Annotated in this window: 19 protein-coding genes; 7 read left to right on the top strand and 12 right to left on the bottom strand. The window is 50.0% G+C overall.

Features of this window, described 5'->3' with window-relative positions:
* Nucleotides 1-16: 16 nt before the first annotated feature.
* The 3 genes from tilS to ACDC99_RS04980 form a co-directional block, all read right to left on the bottom strand.
* Nucleotides 17-1,372, bottom strand: coding sequence for a tRNA lysidine(34) synthetase TilS (gene tilS / locus ACDC99_RS04990; RefSeq protein WP_370756041.1), 1,356 nt, complete (start codon nucleotides 1,370-1,372; stop codon nucleotides 17-19).
* Nucleotides 1,373-1,468: 96 nt separating this feature from the next.
* The gene (locus ACDC99_RS04985; protein WP_044064885.1) at nucleotides 1,469-2,656 is read right to left on the bottom strand and encodes a class I SAM-dependent rRNA methyltransferase; all 1,188 of its coding nucleotides are present in this window, start codon (nucleotides 2,654-2,656) and stop codon (nucleotides 1,469-1,471) included.
* 156 nt (nucleotides 2,657-2,812) lie between these two features.
* Nucleotides 2,813-3,472, bottom strand: a complete 660-nt coding sequence (locus ACDC99_RS04980; RefSeq protein WP_278841208.1) for a 3'-5' exonuclease — start codon at nucleotides 3,470-3,472, stop codon at nucleotides 2,813-2,815.
* Nucleotides 3,473-3,612: 140 nt separating this feature from the next.
* Here ACDC99_RS04980 and ACDC99_RS04975 point away from each other — a divergent pair, with 140 nt between their 5' ends.
* The 3 genes from ACDC99_RS04975 to ACDC99_RS04965 all read left to right on the top strand — a co-directional run bounded on the left by ACDC99_RS04975 (nucleotide 3,613) and on the right by ACDC99_RS04965 (nucleotide 8,373).
* Entirely contained in the window at nucleotides 3,613-6,120 is a 2,508-nt protein-coding gene (locus tag ACDC99_RS04975) for an FtsK/SpoIIIE family DNA translocase (protein ID WP_370756038.1), read from the top strand.
* Nucleotides 6,121-6,204: 84 nt separating this feature from the next.
* Nucleotides 6,205-6,807, top strand: coding sequence for an outer membrane lipoprotein periplasmic chaperone LolA1 (lolA1, locus tag ACDC99_RS04970; protein WP_022316362.1), 603 nt, complete (start codon nucleotides 6,205-6,207; stop codon nucleotides 6,805-6,807).
* A gap of 69 nt (nucleotides 6,808-6,876) precedes the next feature.
* The gene (locus tag ACDC99_RS04965) at nucleotides 6,877-8,373 is read left to right on the top strand and encodes a DUF5687 family protein (RefSeq protein WP_022316363.1); all 1,497 of its coding nucleotides are present in this window, start codon (nucleotides 6,877-6,879) and stop codon (nucleotides 8,371-8,373) included.
* A 370-nt stretch (nucleotides 8,374-8,743) separates the two neighbouring features.
* On the opposite strand, the gene ACDC99_RS04960 is transcribed toward ACDC99_RS04965, so the two are convergent.
* Nucleotides 8,744-10,030 carry an IS1380-like element ISBf11 family transposase gene (locus ACDC99_RS04960; RefSeq protein WP_346712761.1) on the bottom strand — a complete coding sequence of 429 codons (1,287 nt, stop codon included), beginning with the start codon at nucleotides 10,028-10,030 and terminating at the stop codon, nucleotides 8,744-8,746.
* A gap of 147 nt (nucleotides 10,031-10,177) precedes the next feature.
* Between ACDC99_RS04960 and ACDC99_RS04955 the strand changes: the two genes are divergently transcribed.
* Both ACDC99_RS04955 and ACDC99_RS04950 read left to right on the top strand, forming a co-directional pair.
* A complete protein-coding gene (locus ACDC99_RS04955) occupies nucleotides 10,178-10,621 on the top strand; it encodes a T9SS type A sorting domain-containing protein (RefSeq protein ID WP_022316364.1) in 444 nt (147 codons plus the stop codon).
* Nucleotides 10,622-10,636: 15 nt separating this feature from the next.
* A complete protein-coding gene (locus ACDC99_RS04950) occupies nucleotides 10,637-12,958 on the top strand; it encodes a pectate lyase family protein (protein WP_370756036.1) in 2,322 nt (773 codons plus the stop codon).
* Nucleotides 12,959-13,062: 104 nt separating this feature from the next.
* Here the strand turns inward: ACDC99_RS04950 and ACDC99_RS04945 are convergent, their stop codons facing one another.
* The 7 genes from ACDC99_RS04945 to ACDC99_RS04915 form a co-directional block, all read right to left on the bottom strand.
* Nucleotides 13,063-13,395, bottom strand: a complete 333-nt coding sequence (locus tag ACDC99_RS04945) for a hypothetical protein (RefSeq protein ID WP_022316366.1) — start codon at nucleotides 13,393-13,395, stop codon at nucleotides 13,063-13,065.
* 150 nt (nucleotides 13,396-13,545) lie between these two features.
* On the bottom strand, nucleotides 13,546-15,015 hold the full coding sequence (locus ACDC99_RS04940) for a phosphohexomutase domain-containing protein (RefSeq protein ID WP_302415439.1): 1,470 nt from the start codon (nucleotides 15,013-15,015) through the stop codon (nucleotides 13,546-13,548).
* A gap of 463 nt (nucleotides 15,016-15,478) precedes the next feature.
* Nucleotides 15,479-15,913: an HU family DNA-binding protein gene (locus ACDC99_RS04935; protein WP_022315702.1), complete on the bottom strand. Its 435-nt coding sequence runs from the start codon at nucleotides 15,911-15,913 to the stop codon at nucleotides 15,479-15,481.
* A gap of 203 nt (nucleotides 15,914-16,116) precedes the next feature.
* Nucleotides 16,117-16,371 carry a DUF4248 domain-containing protein gene (locus tag ACDC99_RS04930; RefSeq protein ID WP_022315701.1) on the bottom strand — a complete coding sequence of 85 codons (255 nt, stop codon included), beginning with the start codon at nucleotides 16,369-16,371 and terminating at the stop codon, nucleotides 16,117-16,119.
* 29 nt (nucleotides 16,372-16,400) lie between these two features.
* A complete protein-coding gene (locus ACDC99_RS04925) occupies nucleotides 16,401-18,611 on the bottom strand; it encodes a DUF3987 domain-containing protein (protein ID WP_370756033.1) in 2,211 nt (736 codons plus the stop codon).
* 414 nt (nucleotides 18,612-19,025) lie between these two features.
* Entirely contained in the window at nucleotides 19,026-19,649 is a 624-nt protein-coding gene (locus tag ACDC99_RS04920) for a BT4734/BF3469 family protein (RefSeq protein ID WP_052484630.1), read from the bottom strand.
* Complete coding sequence (locus ACDC99_RS04915; protein WP_156145356.1) at nucleotides 19,646-19,783, bottom strand: hypothetical protein; 138 nt, start codon at nucleotides 19,781-19,783, stop codon at nucleotides 19,646-19,648. The genes ACDC99_RS04920 and ACDC99_RS04915 overlap by 4 nt, the downstream gene beginning before the upstream one ends.
* A 369-nt stretch (nucleotides 19,784-20,152) precedes the next feature.
* On the opposite strand from ACDC99_RS04915, the gene ACDC99_RS04910 reads away from it, so the two are divergent.
* Complete coding sequence (locus ACDC99_RS04910) at nucleotides 20,153-21,715, top strand: ATP-binding protein (protein WP_042517508.1); 1,563 nt, start codon at nucleotides 20,153-20,155, stop codon at nucleotides 21,713-21,715.
* Nucleotides 21,716-21,748: 33 nt separating this feature from the next.
* Here ACDC99_RS04910 and ACDC99_RS04905 read toward each other — a convergent pair whose 3' ends face one another.
* A complete protein-coding gene (locus ACDC99_RS04905) occupies nucleotides 21,749-22,936 on the bottom strand; it encodes a hypothetical protein (RefSeq protein ID WP_370756031.1) in 1,188 nt (395 codons plus the stop codon).
* A 409-nt stretch (nucleotides 22,937-23,345) separates the two neighbouring features.
* Here ACDC99_RS04905 and ACDC99_RS04900 point away from each other — a divergent pair, with 409 nt between their 5' ends.
* On the top strand, nucleotides 23,346-24,161 hold the full coding sequence (locus ACDC99_RS04900; protein WP_370756029.1) for a tetratricopeptide repeat protein: 816 nt from the start codon (nucleotides 23,346-23,348) through the stop codon (nucleotides 24,159-24,161).
* The last annotated feature ends 25 nt before the right edge of the window (nucleotides 24,162-24,186 follow it).

Raw genomic sequence — 24,186 nt, 5'->3', positions numbered from 1 at the left:
TTCAATTACCAATATTTCAATTGCAAATAAATTCGATTGTCAAGATCTTCTTTGTGTTTCCAGAAATCCTCAACCTGTTGTCCAGGCGTTGGCCTATAAGCCATAGGATGTTGTTTTCGGCATCTGTCATGACAAGCTGTTTCTCTTTGTCGAAGAATGCCATTTTCCTGTCTGTCAGATAGTCGCTGACAAGCTTCTTTCCTGTCATTCCGAAGGGGATGAACCAGTCGCCCTGGGTCCAACGGCGTATTTTGAGAGGAAATTTCACTTTCGAAGCATCTGCGCTTATGGTAAACTGGCTTCGGCTTGGCGTGAATCCCTCTTCTGTGGTTTCCTCCTTGATTCTTACTTTCGTGGTCTCGTTGATAATGTATGTGCCGCTTTCGGGCAATATGAAAGGCTTCTCATTTCTGCTGTCCTTGTCTTCATTCCGTTCTATCACGAGAAAACCGCGGTCTGCAACGAGTCTGTGGGTGTCGGAAGAGAAGATGCTTCCGTTCTTCAGATTGTCCAGATTTGAGAATATGTCGTCTATGGTAGCCGACGAGAACGAGTGTCTTGAAAGGATGTGGTAGAGTGTGTATTCGGGAGACACCTGGCGCTTGAGCCTCTCTATATTGATGAATAGATAGTTGTCCTTTACAGCTGTAGAGTCCTCCGCAGCCTTTTCTATTGCGTGTTCAAACACCCTGTTGGCTTCTGTCACCCTTCTTGTAGTCTCAAACATCTTCTTGTCTGCCGAAGGGTTTATTCCCCTTATCAGAGGCATGACGTCGAGTCTGAGCTTGTTTCTCTTCACGTCGTTCACGAGGTTTGAACTGTCTGTGATGTAAGTCTGCCCCCTTTCCTTCAGATAGTCTTCTATCTCGTTGCGGGAGACACAGAGCATTGGTCTTGTCACATGTCCGTTTTTGGCTGCTATTCCCGTCACGCCCTTTATTCCCGTTCCTCTTATTATGTTGAGCAACATGGTTTCCACGCTGTCCTCCATGTGGTGGCCTACGCAGATGCCTGCCGCCCCCATGTCCTCTCTGAGCTGCTTGAAATAGCTGTAGCGCAGATTCCTTGCCGCCATCTCTATGCTTATCCCGTGGAGCGAGGCATACGACCGGGTGTCGTAATGGGTGATGTGGAGCATGACATTCTCTTTCTCGCAAAGCCTCTTGCAGAAATCTTCGTCCCGGTCAGACTCTTCTCCTCTGAGCCTGAAGTTGCAATGTACGGCCTCCACTCTGTATCCCAGATCTTTCAGACATAGCAATAGTGCCACGCTGTCGGCTCCTCCCGACAGCGCGACAAGGTATAGTCTGTCTGCCTCCATCAGCTTTTCTTCCTTTATGAATCTGCTGACGCTATTTAGAAAACTTTTCAAGATACGGTTGTCTTTTCTATATGTTATTCCACATGCTGCAATTAATCACATACAGCAATAAATCCACATGCAACATATTGTTCACCATGCAACTAATTATTCCACATACAACACGAGACCCTTGAGGTATTCTCCCTCCGGGTGGTAGATGTTGATAGGATGGTCAGCCGGCTGGTGCAGCTGATGCAGTATCCTCACGTTTCGTCCTGATATGGCAGCTGCAGTGAACACGGCATTTCTGAAATTGTCTTTCGTCACTACCTGTGAGCAGCTGAATGTGAACAGTATTCCGCCATGCTTGATACGCTCAAAAGCCTTTACGTTCAGTCGTGTATAGCCTTTCAGGGCATTGTGTAGGGCGGCTCTGTGTTTGGCAAAAGCCGGTGGGTCGAGCACTATGAGGTCGTAGAAATCCTCTGCGTTGTCAAGGAATTTGAATGCGTCTTCACAATAAGCCTGATGCCTCTCATCGCCAGGGAAGTTGAGTTCCACGTTGGCGTTGGTCAGGTCTATTGCCTTGGCGCTGCTGTCAACGGAGTGTACGAGGTTTGCTCCTCCTCTCATGGCATAGAAGGAGAAGCCTCCTGTGTAGCAGAACATGTTGAGCACGTTCTTCCCCTTTGCGTATTTCTCAAGCAGACTGCGGTTCTCTCTCTGGTCAACGAAGAATCCTGTCTTCTGTCCTTTCAGCCAGTCAACATGGAATTTCAGTCCGTTTTCCACTGCCGTATTGTCGGTACAGCCTCCGATGATGAAGCCGTTTTCCTGTCCGAGGTCTGCCTTGTAGGGTAGGGTGGTCTCGCTCTTGTAGAACACGTTCTCTATTCTTCCGTCCATCACCTTCACCAATGCTTCGGCAATGTCAGTCCTGTTGATGTGCATGCCAACGCTGTGGGCCTGCATCACGGCAGTCTTTCCGTAGCAGTCTATCACCAGTCCCGGCAGGCTGTCTCCCTCGCCATGAACAAGTCTGTAGGTGTTGTTCTCATAGTTGTCGGCAATTCCGATTGCCAGTCTCATCTTCAGAGCCTCTGAGAGGCGCTCTTCCCAGAAGTTCTTGTCGATGGAGCGCTCCTCAAACGACAACACTCTCACGGCAATACTTCCTATCTGGTAGTGGCCTACGGCTATGAATTTATCTTCCGACGTGTACACGTTCACCGTGTCGCCGTCTTCTATACTTTCGTCCATCTTTGCTATGGCACCAGAGAAAACCCAAGGGTGGAAGCGTTTCAAGCTTTCTTCTTTCCCTCTTTTCAAATAAACAGACTTGTATTGAGTCATACTATAATCGAATTCTATATTATATTATTTTTATGTTAATCCCACAAACGGTCATCAGTCAGTTACTCCCACTGACTGTCATCATGCCGTTAATCCCACGAACGGTCATCATACCGTTGGTTTCACAAGCGGTCATCAAGCCGTAGGTGAAATACTTTATGCTTGCTTCTTTGCCATTGCCTCTACTGTCTCTTCTGCCGGCTTCACGATTCTCAGTTCGAAATCCTTGTTTCTCTCCAGTCTCATCAGCTCGTCGTATAGTTTTATGCATGCCCAGGCGTCTGTTGCGGCATACACCTTCTGCTTGTCCGTCAGGATGTCCGCCTCCCAGTTCGTGAGCCGTTGCGCCTTGCTGATTTTCAGTCCGAAGAAGTTGGCGTAAAGTTTCTGCAGACTCAGGTCCTCCACTCCGATTTCTCCCACATGCTTCTGCAGGTCGATGAAGTTGCCCGGCTTGAATTCAGCCCTTTTGTGCAGCGATATTATGTCGTCGTGTAGCGAGAGTCCGATTTTCGGAATGCTCTCGTCCTCAAGCAGTCTTATTATTGATTTTGTCATGCCTGTGTTGTTCAGTCTGAACAGAAAGCAAGTGTCGTATGTCGCCACTTGCAGCAGGGCAACCTTGTATTGCTTCCCCTTTCTGAAAGCAGGTCTCGTTTCGGTGTCAATGCCGAGAATAGGCTGTGTGAGAAGGTATTCCACTGCTCTGTCTGCATCTCTTTCGGTTGTTATGACGAAGATGCGTCCCTCAAAAACAGCCCTTGGCATTTCTGTCACCGCGTGTTTGTCGATTTTGTTATATATTACTTTTTTCATTCTCAAATATCAATGGACTTGCAAAATTAGAAAAAAAATATGAGTTTTTGCGTATTTCTTGCAAATTTCGGTTACTTTTGCATGAACATAAGCGTGAAATGGTTTCGCGCACTCATTAAAACAATCAATCAAGCGTAATAATGGCAAAGAAAAAGAAAGCACAAAAACAAAGTTTTGCAGAAGTCATGGGAGTACAGATGCTACAAAATGATATCTTCAATTTCATATTCGGTATCATTCTGTTTGTCTGTTCCGTATGGCTTGTCGTGGCATTCATATCCTATTTCGCCACAGCGTCCATCGACCAGAGCCTTGTCATGGATATGCGTCCCGGCGACTGGTTCAGCAAGAACAGCGCCTTCCAGAATGCCTGTGGTCCATTGGGCGCTTTGTTGTCGGATTTCTTCATTTGCCAATGCTTCGGCTATTCTGCCTTCATGATACCCGTATTCCTGTGTATCGTGGGTCTGAAACTCGTCAAGGCATACAATCCCAATCTGATAAAGACATTCTTGTGCTTCAGCGTCATAATGCTCTGGACATCAATATTTGCCACCAAGTTCCTCACGCCTCTTATCGGTGGCGAGGTGTATAATCCAGGAGGCGGACATGGAGAGTACTGTTGCCAGTGGCTTGAGAATGTTGTCGGACTGCCGGGACTTATCGGAATCCTCGTCTTGGTGGCAATCCTTTTCCTCACATATCTCAGTTCGGAAACGGTGATGGTGGTAAGGAAAATATTAAACCCCGTAAGCATGATTCAGAACCGCGTCGGCTTCTATGTCACCAACGCCAAGGGTGAGGGCGGAGGTAACGCCGCTTCTGATATGAATGACTCTGCACAATCCTCTGCTGTCTCTGCGGCTGCCGGTTCAGAGGCTGCTGAAACAGGCAAATACAGGGAGACTCTGAAGCAGACGGTGGACTTCAGCGACTCTGGTTCGCCAGTTGTCAACATCGTGCCTAATGATGATGCTGAGGAGACAGAGACAACGCCTCTGAATAATCCGGCCACACCTATGCCGAAATCGAAAGAAACTTCAGATCCGAGCTTCACGATACGTCCGGCAGAGGGAGATTCCAAGTCGTCAACATCAAGGACTGTGGCTCCTGCCGGGAATCCTCTCGACACGCCAATCAACCCTAAGGAGCCTTGGCTCAACTATAAATACCCTACTCTCGACCTGCTCAAGAAATACGATGATGACGACCAGCCATATATCGACATGAAGGAGCAGACGGCAAACAAGAACCGTATCGTAGAGGTGCTCAGCAGTTTCGGTGTGCAGATAAAGACAATCTCTGCAACTGTAGGCCCTACAATCACCCTCTATGAGATAACACCTGCAGAGGGAGTGAAGATCTCCAGAATCAGAAACCTTGAAGACGACATCGCCTTGAGCCTCAAGGCTATCGGTGTGCGTATCATAGCTCCTATTCCAGGCAAGGGAACCATCGGTATAGAGGTGCCGAATGCAAAGATGAACATCGTGTCGATGGAGAGCATCTTGAATTCGGAGAAATTCCAGAAGACCAGTTTTGAACTTCCTATCGCCCTGGGCAAGACCATCACAAATGAAGTGTTCATGGTAGACCTCGCCAAGATACCGCATCTGCTCGTGGCCGGTGCAACGGGTCAGGGTAAGTCTGTCGGACTCAATGCCATCATCACATCATTATTATATAAGAAACACCCTAATGAACTGAAGCTTGTGCTCATCGACCCCAAGAAGGTTGAGTTCAGCGTGTATTCTTCCATCGCCAACCATTTCATGGCTATGGTGCCTGGTGATGACGAACCTATCATCACCGACGTGAAGAAGGTGGTGCGTACGCTCAACAGTCTCTGCAAGCTCATGGACACCCGCTACGACCTTTTGAAGATGGCTGGAGCACGCAACATCAAGGAGTATAACCGCAAATACCTGAACCATCAGCTCCGCCTTACCGACGGACACGAGTTCATGCCATATATCGTTGTAGTAATCGATGAGTTCGGCGACCTCATCATGCAGGTAGGCCGTGAGGTGGAGCTTCCTATAGCACGTATCGCCCAGCTCGCTCGAGCCGTAGGCATCCACATGGTAATCGCAACCCAGCGTCCTACCACTTCAATCATCACCGGTAACATCAAGGCGAACTTCCCTGGGCGTATGGCCTTCAAGGTGAGCCAGATGATAGACTCGCGTACCATCCTCGACCGTCCTGGCGCCAACCAGCTTATCGGTAGGGGAGACATGCTCTTCCTCAGCGGCAACGAGCCTGTGCGTGTGCAATGTGCCTTCGTGGATACTCCCGAGGTGGAGAAGATAAACCAGTATATCAGTTCACAATCAGGTCCTGTAGAACCTCTCGAACTTCCGGAGCCGGCATCCGAAGAGGGTGCAGAAGTGTCTGGTGGCGGATTAGACGGTCATGCTCTCGACCCGTTGTTTGAGGAGGCAGCCCATGCTATAGTGATTACCCAACAGGGTTCAACTTCTATGATACAACGCCGCTTCTCTATCGGATACAATCGTGCCGGACGCTTGATGGACCAGCTCGAGAAGGCAGGCATCGTAGGGGCAGCACAAGGCAGCAAGCCTCGTGAGGTGCTTCTTGCCGATGAAAACAGTCTGGAGAACCTGCTCGTCTCTCTCAGAGGCTGATTATCAAAATAGGACATATATGACGAATAGGACATATATGACGGATAGGACATATAATAACAGACAAATAAAATTCAACGATTCATGAAACGTTTATTGTTAATATTCTCTCTTGTCATGGTCTTCTGCCTTTCTTATGGCCAGAACGCCAAGGAAGCCCGTAAGATACTCGACAAGACAGCACAGACGCTCTACAGCAAGTCTGGAGCCAAAGCCAACTTCAGCGCCTCCGGCAAGTTGGGCAACGTGAGTGGCACAGTAGCCGTCAAGGGCAACAAGTTCTATGCCTACACCCCGGCATCCGTAGTATGGTATGACGGTCGCACTCAATGGACATACATGAAAAAGTCTCAGGAGGTGAACATCAGTACTCCAACCGAGGCTCAGCAGCAGTCAATGAATCCATACAAGTTCCTGTATATCTACAAGAACGGTTACAAACTCTCCGTGAAGAAGCTGGGCAATGGATGGCAGGTACACATGGATGCCGTGAACAAGGGCCGCACGATAAAGGAGATGTATGTCACCGTGAGCAAGAGCTATCAGCTCCAGACAGTCAAGATGCGTCAGTCAAGCGGATGGACCACTATCCGCGTGTCCAACTTCCGTAAGGTCAATCTCTCAGATTCCCATTTCCGGTTCAACAGCAAGGAATATCCCAATGCTGAAGTTATCGACCTGAGATAATCCCCAACGGTCATTATGCGGTTTAACGCCCACGGTAATTTTGCCGTTTAAAGACATTTCATCAAGAATATGAACAAATTCCAGGTTTACCGTACTCTGCGTCGTCATGTCAGACTCTCAGAACGTCGCAATGTGGCTTTCGAGACCAACAGCATAGCCAAGTTCTTCATGATTCTTGGCGGTGTGATGCTCGTCTTGTATATGATGTTCATAGCCGTCCTGTTGTCGCTTATAGCCAACGACTCCACCACTTTCACGGCTCCCCAGTTCTTCTTCTCCATACTGCCGTTTCTGCTTGCTGTAGACTTTCTGGCTCGCTTTTTCATGCAGCACACTCCGTCTCAGATGGTGAAGCCCTATCTGCTGCTGCCTTTGCGGCGTTACGACTGCGTAGACTGTTTCCTTCTGTCGAGCGTCTTTTCTTATGGCAATCTCCTGTGGCTGTCAGTCACTGTGCCATTCTCTCTGATGAGCGTATTGTTCGGCTATGGCCTTTTCCCCACATTGTTTCTTGTGTTGGGCTTCCATCTGTTCATCGTGTGCAACAGTTTGTTCTATATGCTCTGCCGCACACTTGTCATAGAGCGAGCCTGGCTCATCCTGCTGCCTCTTCTTGTCTATGCTCTGCTTTTTATTCCATGGCCTGTAGGTGGCATCACCAAGCTGTTGTCCGTATATTCCGGCATCGGAACCCTTGTGGCAGACTGCAACCCCCTTCTGTTCCTTCTTCTCTTTGGTCTTCTGCTTGTCCTGTTTATGGTCAACAGAACGGTACAATACCGTTGCATAAAATCCGAGACACAGGCAGAAAAAGAACTCAATCTGCGCTCCATCTCCTCATTCGATTTCTTCGACCGTTTCAATCAGACCGGCGAATATCTGAAGCTCGAGCTCAAGATGGTGCTCCGCAACAAGAACATGCGCAAGACATTCCTTCTGCAAATCGTTTTCGTGGTGATATTGAGCCTTCTGAACTCATTCACCGATATCTACGACGATGACTTCTCCACCCAGTTCTGGAGCGTCTATCCCTTCATCCTCGTCGGTGTCAACCACGTGCGCATAATGAGCTACGAAGGCAATTTCATCGAATGCCTGATGGTGAGGAAAGAGAATATCCGCAGTCTGTTGGAAGCGAAATATTACTTCTATTCCGTCGTTCTCCTTCTTCCCCTCCTGCTCATGCTCCCCACGGTGTTCACGGGCAAATACAGCCTCCTGATGCTCGTCTCGCTGATGATATTCACAGCCGGACCTTTGTTCTGTCTGTTGATGCAGCTTGCCGTTACCAACAAGCAGACGCTTCCTCTCAACACCAAGCTTACGAAGAAGAGCGGTCTTGAAACCAACTATATCCAGGTGGTCTATGAGGTTGTAGCCCTTTTCGCCCCCTCATTCATCCTCCCTATGCTCAAGATGTTTTTCAGCGACACGATGACTTATATAATCCTGATGGCTGTAGGTCTGGCATTCATCTTCACCCATAAATACTGGATAAACAATATATACGTGCGCATGATGAAGCGGAAGTATGCCAACCTTGAGGGCTTCATGACTTCCCGATAGTGTAGTTTTGATACTAGTGTAAACGTTTACGATAGAAAGCCGGCTGGAGCATAATCTCTTTGCCGGTTTTTTTTCTTATTTTTGCCGATGCAAATCAGAAACACTCCACGAGGAACACATGCGTCCTCGATGTCTGTCGGACTTCTTTATGAAAGGACGATAATTATATATAATTAATCTACCGAACAAATCTTTAAATCCTCAAATCCGCAACTACGCGCCTAATATGATACAGAAGCGAAAATAATCTGCATCGTTAGTAAAAAGGGGGCACAGTGCATCGAATGTCACCATAAAGACATATAAATGCCCCTTACCCCACCATACGACTTGAGGCAATACGCAAAATCACGACCATAAGTTGCCGGTGTTATCCAAAGTCATTCTGGAACACATCAGCATAAGCGTTGTTGCATGAATAGATATTCAGCACATACTGCCTTGATGTCCTGACCCATTTTGCTGGCACAGAGATGAACTTGAAGACAAACGCCTTGATGCGGCTTGTTGCTTTGAGTCCGAACCTCTTCACGTCAAGCCTCGCCATGATGAATTTATAGAAGTTGCGTATGAGTGCCGTAAGCAGAAGAAACACCGTGTTTTCTCCCATGAAGGATTTTGGAAGCCTGTTCCAGCCGAATCCGTTATTCATGTCATCGAAGATGCGTTCCTTCCCTCCACGGAGGTTATAGAATTCGACAATCTCTTTCTCGGAAGACTCGTAGTCATTTGTAAGGATGCAGCGGTAGGTGTATTCTCCTTCCCACAGGTCGAGTTCGCCGTCTATCCGCTTCTGTCTTTGAATCACAAGACGGTATGCCTTCCCTTTCCATTTCTCGATGAGAATGGAGGCCAGCTCAAACTCAATACCGCCCAATTTCACTTTCTTCCAACCTCTGAGGGCAAAGATGTCATTGTAGAGCGAACTGCATCGGTTGGCACGGATATAGAAGGTCTTGCAGTGTTTAGCAATCTCTTCCACTATCTCTTCAGAACACGAGCCGCAATCAGCTCTGAAACGGTTGATAATAAGCTTGTTCTGTTCAAACCTTTCAAAGAACCTCTTCAGCGTGTCCTTCTGGTGGAAACGGACATTTGTGTTGCCGTCGCTGTTCTCAATGCCGACAATCAAGTCGCCAATAACTGCCACGCCAGGGCGATAACCAAGGAACTTCTTGTATGTAGGCTTCGCATCATACTTCTCAGCCTCTATGAACTGGTGGTCGAAGTCAACGTCATACCCCTCGCCCTCTTTCAGCTGCCCTGTGGACAATAGGCAATTGAGGAGCAGTGTATTCAGCTTGTCTGCCGTGTTGAAGTCGTAGGTCTTGCCAGTGTCGGATGTGTAGGAAATGTTATCCTGGGTCAGTTCCTTTATGGCTCTGAGAATCGTGTCGGCACTGCATGTGCGAAGTGTCGGATGAAGCGAGAGGTGATACATCAGATGAGTGGTGACATCCTCGATGCATGAGCCGCCACAGAAATAAACGCTCATAAGCGAACGGATGATTTCGCTGTATTGATAACCATACAGCCTGCATCTCATACCGAGGGTTGAGTCGATTACAGATGAGAGCTTGGAATCAAATTGCTCCATTATTGGAAAAATACCTCCAAAAGGAGAGAGTTTCTCAGATTTTATTGCTACCTTTGCCATGTCTGTCGGGTTTGATACATATTTTGATTTGCAACACTAAGATAGGTGAAAAATCTGACATGGCAAAATCCTGAGCAACTTTTTGTTGCTCAGGTACTTATAAATAAAGTTAAATCAAAGTGTTGCGGAATTAAGGTAAATTAAAAAATGAAAAAAAGAATCATTGCGGTTTCACTGGCATTGATGTCATTGTGCCTTTCGGCAAATGCTGATGTCGTGCAAACCCTGACCATCAACGGTCAGACGGTTGAGAAAACCGTCACCCAGCTCACTTTCAGTGGCGACAACGTAGTGTTGCATTTCGAAGGCTCTGAGGAGTCATACGCATTAGACGATGTCGTGTTGGATTTCAGCGACGTTTCATCAATCAACAGTATCAACACTTTCAAGCTCAACGGTCTTGTTGACGGTCGTCTCGACATCTCCGGTCTTGCTGCAGGCACTCCGGTTGCTGTCTTCGACATCTCCGGTAAGAAGATGGCTTCTCTCAGAGCAGGCGAGGAGACCACACAGGTCAATGTCGGGGATTTCCGTTCGGGAGTCTACATCCTGAAGGCTGGCACACAGATCGTGAAATTTGTAAAACGCTAAAACCATCACTACGAAATGAAAAAGTTACAATCAATACTCACAGCATTCCTGTGTATGCTGTTCGTCAGTGCTTCAGCACAGACAAAGAGTGACCTGACCACTAATCGAGGTTCACTCACTCCATCCACAGGCAACAACGTGCCGCTCAACGTGAACAAGAATCAGATGCGCCTCACGCTCACTTCAAACGACGTGAAGTATTACAACACCGAGTCTATATCATCCGTAGACATCAATGGCGGCAACATCACCATCAACCCCCTCAGCGGTTCAGCATCCGACGTGTATTCGGGCAATGTCAGCCGCATAGCCTTTGCCAAGGCAAAAGAAGGCGGTGAGAGCGGCGACATCAACAATCCTGCCGGAGCCATCAACATCCAGGAGTCTAAGGGCTGGCTTGAGAGTGCCTATGCCAAATGGGCACCATTCTCCGGAGCAGAATCCTACAATGTGTATTGCAACGACAAGCTCATCGACAAGCAGCTCGTACGCCTCTATCCGTCGTATGTGCGTGCCGACGTGCTCGGTCTTGCTGCCGGATCATATTCGCTGAAGGTAGTTGCCGTTGACGCCAACGGAAACGAGATAGCCAGCTCGGCAAGCTACGTAACAAACCTGAAAGTGAAGAACTACAGCCGTGAGGGCTTCGCTCAGTTCAAGAGTGGCAACAACGGCGTTGGAGCCTACAATACCGACGGTACGCTGAAAGCCGGAGCCAAGGTGTTCTACGTTACTGCCAAGACAGCCAAGACAATCTCTACCGACGTTGCCGGAGCCGGCACCTGTACCGGTATCCAGGCAATCATCGACGGTTATCAGAAAGGTCAGGACAAGACACCTATCGCTTTCCGTTTCATCGGACTGGTGAAGAAGTCAGACCTCGACAAGGTGTCAAGCTCTGAAGAGGGTCTTCAGATCAAGGGCAAGGGAGAATACAGCGAGATGAACCTCACATTCGAGGGCGTGGGCGACGATGCCACAGTACACAGCTTTGGATTCCTCTGCCGCAACGCTTCGAGCGTGGAGTTCCGCAATCTTGCCATCATGCGCTGCATGGACGACTGCATCTCTCTCGACACCAAGAACTCCAAGATCTGGATACACAACATGGACTTCTTCTATGGTCCTAACGGAGGCGGCGACCATGCCAAGGGCGACGGAACAGTAGACCTGAAGGGCGATTCACAGTATCTCACCATTTCATACAACCGCTTCTGGGATACCGGCAAGAGCTCTCTCTGCGGTATGACAAGCGAGAGCAAGCCAAACTATATCACATATCAGCACAACTGGTTCGACCATGCAGACTCCCGTTGTCCGCGCATCCGCACTATGAGCGTTCACGTATGGAACAACTATTTCGACGGAGTGGCAAAATACGGTATCGGAGCAACAAGCGGTTCGAGCGTCTTTGCCGAGAACAACTATTTCCGTTCTACCAACAAGCCGATGCTCATCTCAAAGCAGGGTTCCGACGTGAAGTACGATCCCAAGGGCACATTCTCAGGTGAGGATGGTGGAATCATAAAGTCTTTCGGCAACGTATTCGCCGAGAAGACCTCCAACTTCTCATTCGTCACCTATCAGCAGGACAACGTGAACTTCGACGCCTACGAGGCTTCATCACGCGACGAGCAGGTGCCTTCGTCAGTAAAGACACTCCAGGGTGCCACTTCATACGACAATTTCGACACCAACGCCTCTCTGATGTATTCATACAAGGCTGATGCTGCAGAGGATGTACCTGCTGTAGTCACAGGCTTCTATGGTGCAGGACGCATCAACCATGGCGACTTCTCATGGGATTTCACAGGCAAAGACCAGTCATACGAATACGACTCAGCTCTCGGGTCAGCCCTCGACAACTACAAGACCACACTCGTGAAAATCTATGGCGAGGGGGGCAACTCCTCAGAAACAGGCGGCACACAGCCCGGTGGCGGTTCTGAAGGTGGTTCCGGCTCAGAGACCGGTGGCGGCAGCACTACCGTAGAGGGTACCGTGCTCTGCACCTTTGAGGGCAAGACACCATCAAGCTCACTCTTCAGCGTTACTGGCAACTACTCCACATCAAAGGGTACTGCCACTATCGACGGCACTACCTACAACACCTGTGTGAAGATGGAATCAACCACATCAATCACTTTCACACTTGCTGAGAGCATGAAGGCCACTTTCTATTTCGCAGATGCCGAGACAGCCTCTCTGAAGATCGACGGTGAGAAGAAGACTGCAACCGTGAGCTACTATACAGAGACTCTCTCTGCCGGCGCACACGAACTGACGAAGGCAGATTCACGCAATCTCTTCGGAATAAAGATTGAACCTTTGAAATAACCCCAAAAACCGATTTGGGTTGAAAAAAAAAAGAAACGGAGTGTTGTATATTCGCATATTTCAACACTCCGTTTGTTTTTTTTCTTTGTTTATTTTATTCCCAATCACATGCTTCCATACATCTTCAGTATGTCCGGCGATGGCATTACGGCGTTCACCTCTTTTATCCACTCTCTGCAGCTGTCCGTTTCGCTAATGCTGCTGAATGTCGCTTCCATGCCGGTCATTCCCCACATCCGCTCGAAAGGCTCCCATCTGGGGCTTATCTGCAGCAGGGTGGCGATAGAGTCAGCCAGCAGCGTCGCCTTCTTGGCGTCGGGGTCTACGGGCTTCAGATCCTCTCCCAGATATCCATACGCCATGAGTATTCCCCACAACACCTGTGCTTCGGGAGTGTCCAGTGGCTGTGCCACGATGTTCTCGCTTTCGTTTTTCATATTTAGTCTTGTTCCAATTTCTTTTCCTTATAGATTTATTTCCCCGACGCTCGTCTTATGGTATACCCCAAAATCCTTGTCTTGCGGTATGCCCCAAAACGCTTGTCTTGCGGTATGCCACAGAACGTTCGTCAGCCGGTCCTGTCATTCTCAGAGCAGTCCCATTCCTTTCAGCTTGGCTTCTATTGCAGCCACTCCTCCTTCCACGTTGCTCTCTATGTTGAGAGGCATTACGGGGTCGTGCAGCGACATACGCAAGAGCCACCAGCCCTTTTCCCCGTCGTCAGTGCAGCTCACTCTCAGTCCCTCGTAGTTGGGTTCCACAATAGTCCATCCAGCCATTCCTGCGACTTTCGCCTTCATGTCTTCCAATACTTCCGTTCCCTGCGCCTTGAAGTCGGGTTCCGTCAGCTTTATCCTTATCTCCTTGCTCTCCTTCGGCTGCTTGAGAGTGGCAATCATCTCGTCCAGACGCTTGCCCTGCCTGTATAGCTTAGCCGCATTTACGATGAGCTTTGCTGCCAGATAAGCTCCGTCGTCCAGGAAATGGTTCTCTCTCAGTGCTGCGTGTCCAGATGTCTCTATTGCAAGCCAGCATTCCTCACCGGTCTGGTTGAGCCTTATCCCCTCGTTTATCACGTTCTTGTATCCTCTGCGGAAGCGGTGGTGCCTGCCTCCCAGTCGGGTGATGAATTCAGCCAGTCCGTCACTCGTCACTGAGTCTGTCACTATCGTGCTCCCCGGGTGCTCCTCCAGTATCACCGATGCTATGAGCGCTATGAGCGCGTTTCGGTTTATGGGCTCCCCCTTGTGTCCGATGATAGCCGAACGGTCCACGTCGGTATCGAATATCACTCCCATGTCAGCCTTGCTCTCTTCCACAGCCTTGCATACCGAAGCCATAGCCTCTGCGTTCTCCGGGTTCGGTATGTGGTTAGGGAAGTGTCCGTCCGGCTCCAGAAACTGGCTTCCCTCGGTCTTGGCTCCCAATGATTTGAGTATCTTCTCGAAGAATCCTCCGTTTCCGTTTCCTGCGTCCACAATGATGTGCATTCCCTTCAGCGGTTGGGAGAATTCGTCGGCGTTCACTCCCTGGCAGATATAGTCGGCGATATGCTTTGAGTATATGGTCATGAAGTCGAGCGTCTTGCAGCTGCCTTCAGCTCCGTCGTATGCATATTCTCCGCTTTCGGCTATGTCGAGAATCGATGTTATGTCTTTCTTGTCGAGACCTCCCTTGGGTGTGAAGAATTTCAGTCCGTTGCGGTTGAACGGCAGATGGCTTGCCGTCACCATCACTGCAGCAGTGGCTTTCAGTTGCTCGCTGATGGTGGTCATAAACATAGCCGGCGTTGACGCCAGCCCGCAGTCCACCACGTTTGCTCCCGCCTCTTTGGCTCCCTTCACGAAGGCTCCTTTAATCATGTCACCTGAAATGCGGCAGTCCATTCCCACGGTGATTGTGGGTGTGTTTGTGCCTGTGGTTTTTCTGGTCCAGCAAACGAAGGATCTGGCGATAGTCTCCACCGCCTCTTCCGTGAGGTTCACGTGCTCTCCTTCAATACCTTCGAGAGCCACTCCTCTTATGTCCGAACCATTCTGTAGTTTTTTCCAATTCATAGTCGTGTAATTTGTGAATACCTATTATATATATGTTTTGAATAGTTGTGCTTATATTGTCTTATGTCGTTCATGATCGTTTGGAAACATCGTTGCGTATATGTTTTCAATGGTCATTGCCCGTACTGTCATGGGCTGCGGATTCATGTGGCCGCAATCATGGATTCATCTGCCCGGATGGGCTTTTGTTCTGGCATAGGTAGTAATTCGTGTGCAAAGATACGATTTTTTGTCAAGATTGCCAATCATGCGGTGGCTTTTAATTCATAGAACCCTTTCTAACCTTAAACCCATCCTAACCTTCCCCAAGGATGGGTTCCAATACAAAGGCGTGCTGCCTTTTCCTGCGCTCAGGAAACATAGGCAGCACGCCGGTCATTTGCTCTCCGCTGAGAGACTGTGCTTTTCATGGTAAAGATACAGAATAAAAACAATTGAGATGCACTATGAAGTTTGTGTGTTGTTATTCCTTCGGGGGGGTGACGGGCTGCTTCTTCTTCGCTTCCACCACGGTGGCGCGTCTGAGACTGGTCTCCAGGTCTTTCATCTGCAGCGAACCGGTGGCGCGCGCCCTGAGCTTCAGTCCGTCGATGTTTGCAGCAACGGTGAACTCCTCTTCTTTCACAGCTCCGCCTCTGGTGTTCTTGATGCCGATGCTGAAGATGGCGAGGTCGGGGAGTTTCACGCTTCGTCCTTCGAGGAGCAGCTCCTTGATACACGACACCATGTCGGTGATGATCCCCTTTATGGCACCTGCCGAATATGGGGTGTTGTGAGCCGCCATGTGTTCAGCGAGCTTGTCGATGTCAACGGTGCTCTCTTTCACCGGGAAGGCATACCATTTGCCGAAGGAGTGACTGCCTTCCACGTTGTTCTTTTTCAGGATGTACTTGATCATAACTGTTTTACGTTAAAGGGTTAAAGTATAGGTTTCTGATGAGGAGATTCGCCAAGCCTTGACAATCGCTCTTCAAAAAGCTTCCGGCAAGTTGTGCTCAACTGCTTCTCTCATCATTCACATTGCAAAGATACCACATCTGCCATTGGCGGTCGTGGGATAGTATACGTTGGCGTGGGATAAGTGATTATTTCAGTCTTTTCTCACGGTTCGCCCAGGTGTCTCAGGATGGTTTCCACCTGTCTGGGGGTGAAACATTTTGCCGTGCGCACATAGTGCTGGCTCTTGAGCTCCTCGCTCAGAGGCTTGCATCTCCTTATCCATGCCATGAGATGGTTTACGGCGGTGTGTGGCTGCGAGTCGGGGAAATATAGCATTGCCAGTTCCGACTTGCCGTATGTGCGTATCGCCATCCTCTGGGGTTCTGGCTGCGGGTTTCGTCTGCTGTTGTTGTTCATATATAAATAGGAGTTTTATGGTCAGACAATCAGTTGCTTGCATTCTCTGTTCCGCCGCTTTGTGGTTCTGTTCCGCCGCTTTGCGGTTCCGTTTCGCCGCTTTTAGATGCGTCATCGTTGCCGGCAGCCGCCTTGCGGTAGTGGCCGTGGCGTGTGGGGGTGATGATGCCGTAGGCATTGCAGAAGAGGTTGATCAGACGGTAGGCTGATGTTCGCGACATACCTTGTGTCTTTGCCATTTCAATGATATCGCCCGTCTTGAACTCCTCGTCGTCAGGCAGCTTCTTGTATATCTTCGTCTCATCCGGCGTCAGCTTTATCCCCTTTTCGGCAAACGGGTTTTCCGTTTCTTTTGCGAGCCTTGTGTATACCCGTGCCGTGTGGTTGGCGAGCGTCTCCACTATGGTCATGGCTGTGGCGAAGTCGCGGTCGTCGCATACCATTGCGCTCTCTTCGGGCTGGAAGATGCCTCCCAGGTCGGTCATTGTGGCGAGGCGGCGCAGGGTGGAGAGCACCATGGCATAGCGGAATCCGCCGAGGGCGAGACGGTAAACGAAGGCTTTGTATTCGGAGCCCAGCATCTCGTATTGGTCTTTGAGCATCTCCTGAAACGAGGCGAGAAAGCTCTCCTGCTGGTTGGAACTCATCACAAACTGCACGGGCCTGCCTTTTCTCTCCTCCAGGGCGTGGTATAGCTTGAGCAGACTTTCGCCCATCTTTAGGTATTCCTCGTCGAGGGGACGGGTGTTGCATGCGAACACGTTGTTGAAGCGCGGCTCCTCTTCCGGGAACTGATAGAAGAAGAAGCGGCTGCCCAGTCCGTTCTCCCAGTTGGGGAAGAGCGGCTGCAGCTGTCCGGGCGTGCACGTGAGCATCACGGAGAGCCGCGGAGAGTCCACGTCGATGTGTAGCTTCTCGCTCACTCGGTTCATGCTTATCGTTTCGTGGTGGAACGCCTTGCGCATTAGGTCGGAGTAGTTGCCATAGTCTGATGATATCATTGCCGACACGGTGTCTGCCTCGGTCTCGAACATGAGGCCCCATCCTCCGTTGGCGTCGATGGCGCGGTATACCGCCGAGGATGAACTGTTGCCTGGCACGAATGGCGTTCGGAACACGGGTTCTACGGGCGGCTCTCCGCGGTCGCCCTTGTCTTTCTGCTTCCGTTTCGCCTCGTATGCCGCCATCAGCCTTTCGTATTCCATTTTCTTTCCCTCATACTCCCGTCGCATCTCGTCTTTCAGCGGTTTGGCGAGCTGTCGGCAGAAGTTCAGGTCGCCTTTCGACGAACCGGCATTGGCAAAGAGGATGTTGTATAGGGGAGCATACACCTTCCTGCCGTCGTATAGTCCGTAAACTCCCGAGGGCATGTCCGGCGTTCCGCTTGCCGCTCCGATGAGCCCCGAAACGATGTTCAGCGTTCCGATTATCATCTTGTCGCGGCTCACCACGTCGTCGTGTAGCTGCATGATTCTCTTGAGAAGGGGAGGGAGGTCTTCCGTATCCAACTTGTCGGAGAATGTATAGCCGTTAGAAAAGTTTTTACAAGAAAGTCCCAAAAGTCCCAAAGTACCAAAGTTCCAATGGAGTATGGTACTTTTGTCTAAGTTGTTATATATCAATATATTATCTTTTTTATTACATTTTATATTGTTCTTATGGTACTTTGGTACTTTGGTACTTTTGGTACTTTTGGTACTTTCTTCCTCTCTTTTCCCTCTTTCCCTTGCCATCTCCTTGAGGTCCACATTAGCCAGATCTCTTGCCATCTGGAAGAAAGTTGCGATAGTGATTCCTCCCTTGTTTCCTTTCATGCAGTTGTCGTAGAGTCGGTTGCATTCCCGAGTGTCGTAGTCGGCGTTCATTTGCGAGAGGCGGTCGAAAATCTGTCTGCCGGCCTCTCCGAGTCCGTCGGAAAGTGCGAAGGCGAGTCTCAGCCAGTTGTCGTAGCCCTGTGTGATGTCGCGTCCCGAGGCTGCCACTCTGTCGGCCACTTCTGCCACCCTTGCGAGAGTGTCGTCGGGAGTGGTGTAGTGGTTGTCGTGGGGTGTGGCGTTGAGGTTGTCGCAGTGTGTGGCGTTGAGGTTGTCGCAGTGTGTGGCGTTGAGGTTGTCGCAGTGTGTGGCGTTGTGGGCATTGTCATGTGTGGCGTTGCTGCCGTTTGCGGTTCTCTTGTTGTCCGGCTTGTTGTTGCCGTTGTGTTCCAGATATTCTGCTGGATTGAAAATTGTATGTTTCATAATTTGTTGTTTTGTTTGATTTTTTAAACTCTATAGTCAGCACTCAATGCTATCTGTCCCTCCCCTGTAGGATAAAACCCATCCTAGCCATCCCAAAGGGCAACCCATCCTAGCCTTCCCAAAGGGAAGGAACTGGTTACTCCTGCTAAAGATTTCAACCAATGTACACAGCCCCCTCTCGTTCTCCCCCGTAGGGGAGATGCAGGTTTCTCCAGTTCTGTCAAAGACTGGGTGATGCAGGTTACTCCAGTTCTGTCAAAGACTGGGAGATGCAGGTTACTCCTGTTCTGTCAAAGACTGGGAGATGCAGGTTACTCCGAATCTGATAAGCCATTGACAATCAACCAGTCAAGTGTATCTGTCCCTCCCCTTCGGGGGAGGCTAGGTGGGGGCTGATGATAATCGGAGTAATCTCTATCTTCTCACATAGCATCCCGGGTCGTGTGGCAGGAAGCAGGCGCGCGACACGTCGCGGCATGCCTTGTCGGCATCGATGCCATACCTGTCGAGCAGATACTGGCGTGTGGCGTCGAACCACAGTTCGTGGGGATACAGCTCTGTGTTGATGCTCACCACCCATTTCAGTCCGTCGCCCGATGGCGACACGAAGCAGAGTTCGGTGAGAAACTGCTCGTCGTCGATGAGCCTCTTGCGCAAGTCGTCGAGCTGAAGGTGGCTGCCCACATGGTCGATGTCGATGCAGAGCAGTCCGGAGTGGCTGATGAGCCCGTCGCGCGACCTGTATCTGAAGATGCCCGAGAAGGTGCAGAAGGCGAAGCCCCGCTTCTTGAAGAGCTTCCGTTCCTTCTCGTCGTGTATGTCGCGCAGACGGTATGTCGCCGTCAGTGCGTCCATATCGGTTGTGATATACTCGTATGCCTTCCCGATGCTGAAAGTGCTCCAGGGCTTCACCTGCATGGCAGGAGCCAGGAAGAAAGAAAACAGCCCCTCTTGTCGTTTTGTCAAGCTGTCGGGACTCAGGTTTCCGTTGTGTGTCATGATGTCAGTAGCCGTGCTCGCCTCGCTCTCATCCTTCATCCTGTTGAGTGGCAGCCGGTGTCGGTCAGTCCCGAGCCGCCGTGAAGGAGGGGGTCAGACACTATTGTCTCGCCCCGGCGGTGGGATGGCATTGCAAAGGTAGCGATAGGCGGCAGAAGGATGAAATTCTGCATAGTGTTCCTCTCGGAGCCGGAATCGTGACAGCAGGCAGGGTGGGGATGTCGGTTTCCGGTGGGTAAGTGGGGATATCGTGTCGGCAGTATTATGGCAGCCGGAATATCGTGATGCATCATTCACGATCAATGATTGTGTTGGCGCGTGGGATTCATGATTCGTGATTCATGGTGGTTGAATTGTGATGGCGTGTGGTGAATTCGTGATCCGTGATTCGTGTCGGTGGGCGGTCTTGCCGTTGTGTCGCAGGGAGCGGGAGTGGCTACAAACCCAAATCTGCCATTTTTATTTTTGATTTTGTCGGAATATTGTAGGCGTTTTAGACAATTTTGATTATCTTTACGGCCAAACAAAATGAACGCAAGATAATGGCATTGAAATTATATCCTATTGGCATACAGACTTTCGAAAGGATTAGAAAGGAAAATCTCCTGTATATAGACAAGACGGGGTATGTATACCGCATGACGCATACCAGCGGCAAACACTTCTTCCTGAGCCGTCCGAGGAGATTCGGCAAGTCGCTCCTCGTGTCGACACTCGAAAGTTATTTCAAGGCAGATAAAGAACTCTTCAGAGGACTCCAGATAGAAAATATGGAAAGGGAATGGACGGAATATCCCGTGGTGCATTTCGACTTCTCGGGAGGGAAACATCAGGATGCCGGACAACTCAGACGCTATATTGGCTATATGCTCGAAGAGGAGGAGAGACGGTTCGGCATTGAGTGTGATGCCGTGGACGAGAACGTGCGTCTGGAAAATCTGATAACTTCAATATACGAGAAAGAAGGCAGACAGGTGGTGGTGCTGATAGACGAATATGACGCACCGCTGCTCGACGTGGCGCATCAGGACGGACAGCTCGCCATACTGCGTGATGTCATGCGCAACTTCTACAGTCCGCTGAAGAAATGCGAGAGGATGCTGCGCTTCGTGTTCATCACAGGGATAACGAAGTTTTCACAGGTCAGCATATTCAGCGAGCTTAACAACATTACCAACATCAGCATGGACAATGAATATGCTGGCATCTGTGGAATAACAAGAGAGGAGTTGCTGACGCAGATGACTGCCGATGTGGATGAGCTCGCCCGAAAACTCTCGGTTGGGAGAGAGGCGGCAGTAAGGCTGCTGACCGAAAATTATGACGGATACCACTTTGCATGGCCATCGCCAGATGTTTTCAACCCCTACAGCCTGCTTAACTGCTTCTCGAGACAGAAGGTGGCTGGTTACTGGTTTGCCACTGGTACACCAACTTTCCTGATAGAGATGATGAGGAAGTTCGGTACCGTGCCGTCTGGCATCGGCGGAGTGCAGGCAAAGGAGTCATCGTTCGACGCCCCTACAGAGAGCATGTCGAGCATCATGCCGCTGCTCTATCAAAGCGGATATCTCACGATAAAAGACTATGACCCGCAACTCGGGCTCTATACACTCGATATCCCGAACAAGGAAATACGTATTGGGCTATACGACAGTCTGCTGCCAAACTATATGGAGACTGCCGCTGATGAGGGACGTGTGGCGATTGCCCACATGTCGACATTCATCAACAGGGGAGACATCAACGGAGCCCTGGAACTGCTGAAGTCTTTTCTCGAAGCGGTTCCATACTGCGACAATACTTTATACGAGGGACATTATCAGCAGATGCTATATCTGATATTCGCTCTGCTCACCGACTATGACATACAGGTGGAGCAGCGCACGGCAAAGGGGAGGATTGACATTGTACTTGAAACGAAGACCCACATTTATATAATGGAACTCAAGTTTGACAAAACGGCTGAAGAAGCTCTCGCACAAATCAACACAGCGCGATATGCTGATGCCTTTGTGCTGAAAGGCAAGAAGATAGTGAAGGTGGGCATAAACTTCTGCGTGAAGGAAGAACGGAACATAACGGAATGGCTGACGCAGGAATGACATGTCTTGTAGCCCAGCCCTTCCAGCTCTGGACTATATCTCCGCCGCCACCCCGTCGCCATCGGTCAGTGCGCCGGAGGAGAGCAGAAAGTCTGTGAGACTCCTGAGAAACGTGGCGTAGGGCTCCGAATGCCTGCCGGTTCCGAGCTTCTGTTCGTTTCCCTTCACCGTGTTGTAGCCGGCAAGACGGTGATGCCCATGATAGAGCGAGAGCAGATAGCGGTGGGCAGACTTCACAGAAGCCTTGGGATTGTCTTCGATAGCCCATTTGCAGAACATGAGAGCCAGGAGAGAATGGTCGCGCCGGGAGGCGGAGTCGAGGAAGAGAGAGTCGAAATGATCTATCAGAAGGCGGGCCTGACGGGTCTTCACCACATCGTTGCCGAAGAGCAGACGCTCCTCGGCGGTCATCCCACAGGCAAGGCGCTCGGCGATGAGAACCTTGAAGGCGAGGTTGCGCATCTCGGCTTCGTCTACTTCGTGGAACAGCTTCTGGGCGAACTGCCGCTTGTCACCGGCTGCCATGTATTCATCGAAGAGACGGTCATTCTCCTTTATCAAGAAGGCAAACGCAGGAAGACGGTCCTCCTTGAGAAGAGGTTCGTAATACGCTTTCGCTTCCTTCATCGAGAGTTCCATGCGGTAGAGGCATTTCCCTGCATCATTCTTTATGCACTGCTCTTCATGGAGCAGCTGCGTGGTGCAGCCGATCATAGCCTCGATGAATCCGAAATACCTGACAAGCAGACCGATGAACTTCGACACGCTTGTGGGGTAGGCTCGCTCGAAGAGACAGTCGCTGCAGACAATCGCAGAGGCAGCCGCCCACATGTCGGCAGAAGGTGACGACGCCATGCTGCTCACTGAGGTGTAGAGCTGGGGGGCAAGCCTCTGGATGATGGTAATGAGCGGCAACACCATCTTCTTGTGGCGCATGAAGCAGTCGAGGACCGATTTCACATAGCCCTTCTTCTTCACGGCGAAAAGCCCGTTGTATTGATGCGTGAAGTCCAGGAAATGCTCGTGCTCCTTCTCGATGATGAACAGTCTGTAGCTGAGTACGGAACAGAGCCGGTTGATGTCTTCGTCGTTCATGCCATGGCTGCTGATGGCAAATGCCAGCTTGTCTTCTATATCGTCATGCTCCATGACGGGCATCCTCTCGAGAATGTCGAGAGCTGCGGCGTCGGGGGATATGGAGGTGGGGAAGAGGTTGTTCATGGCAGCAGTTTTAGATGATTTGATAGGGCAGCGAGAACTTCAGACCATGGGTGAGGACTTGCTTTCTTCTATTGGCGGCGAAGTCCGCAAAGGCTGCATTACACACCCGTAGAGATTTCATGACTCACAAATTCCAAAGTTAGTGATTATTTCGCTTGCAACAATGAAGAAAGTGGAAAAAAATTGAATTTTAACTTAATTTAGTTGACGGTTCACAGTTGACGGTTAACAGATGATGGATGACAGTTGACGGTTAACAGATGATAGATGACAGTTGACGGTTAACAGATGACAGTTGACGGTTAACAGGCGTTGCTGAAATCGAAAAAAACTTATTATTGTCAGCTTGTCGTTTTTTATCATTATATTTGCAACCTGATAACGCATTATTGAAAATCAAGACAAGGGCATGGCAAGAAGACTATATCCATTGGGAATACAGACATTCGCGGAAATCATCAGACGGAAGATGGTATGTGTGGACAAGACGGCATACGTGTGGAACATGGCTGCGACAGGTAAATTCTATTTCCTGTCAAAACTCATTGTGGCACGATACGCCACAATAGTGGTGATGGCGCTTATGTGTGTGCACACAGAGGCGGGAGCGCAGACCAGAAGCCAGCTCAGAGACTCGCTCAAGGTGGCTGCCGACAGACTGGCATACAGTCCGGACTCAACTGACCTGAGACTCAAGAAGGCGGGATACAACCTGAGACTCGAACAATGGGCGTATGCGCAGGACGAATACGACTATATCCTGAAAAGGGAACCCTGCAACCCGGCAGCCCTCTTCTACAGGGCTTACACGAACGAGAAGCTTCACAGAGACGATTTCGCGAGAAGAGACTATGAGAGCCTGCTCACGGTAGTGCCGGGACACTTCGAAGGACAGCTCGGACTGGCTCTGCTCAATCAGAAGAGCAAGCGGCATACGGAGGCTCTCGACCAGATAAACAGGCTCGTGACGCAGTATCCCGACAATGCCGTGGCGTATGCCGCAAGGGCGGGGATAGAGATGGAGCAGGGGATGGTGGCGCTCGCCATATTCGACTATGAGGAGGCGATAAAGCGCGACTCCACAAACACCGAATACCGCATAGACTATACCGACGCCCTGATACGCGACAGGCGGACGGCAGAGGCAAGGAAACAGCTCGACGAACTCGTCAGGATGGGAGTGGCAAGGGCGTCGCTAAGAGATTTCTACAAGAGGGCGAAGTGAATATGACAATATATAGAATTAAAAA

It is taken from the genome of Prevotella pectinovora (genome assembly GCF_041323955.1).
In the GTDB taxonomy this organism is placed as follows: Bacteria; Bacteroidota; Bacteroidia; order Bacteroidales; family Bacteroidaceae; genus Prevotella; species Prevotella pectinovora.
This window is presented reverse-complemented; position numbering and strand designations above follow the sequence as displayed.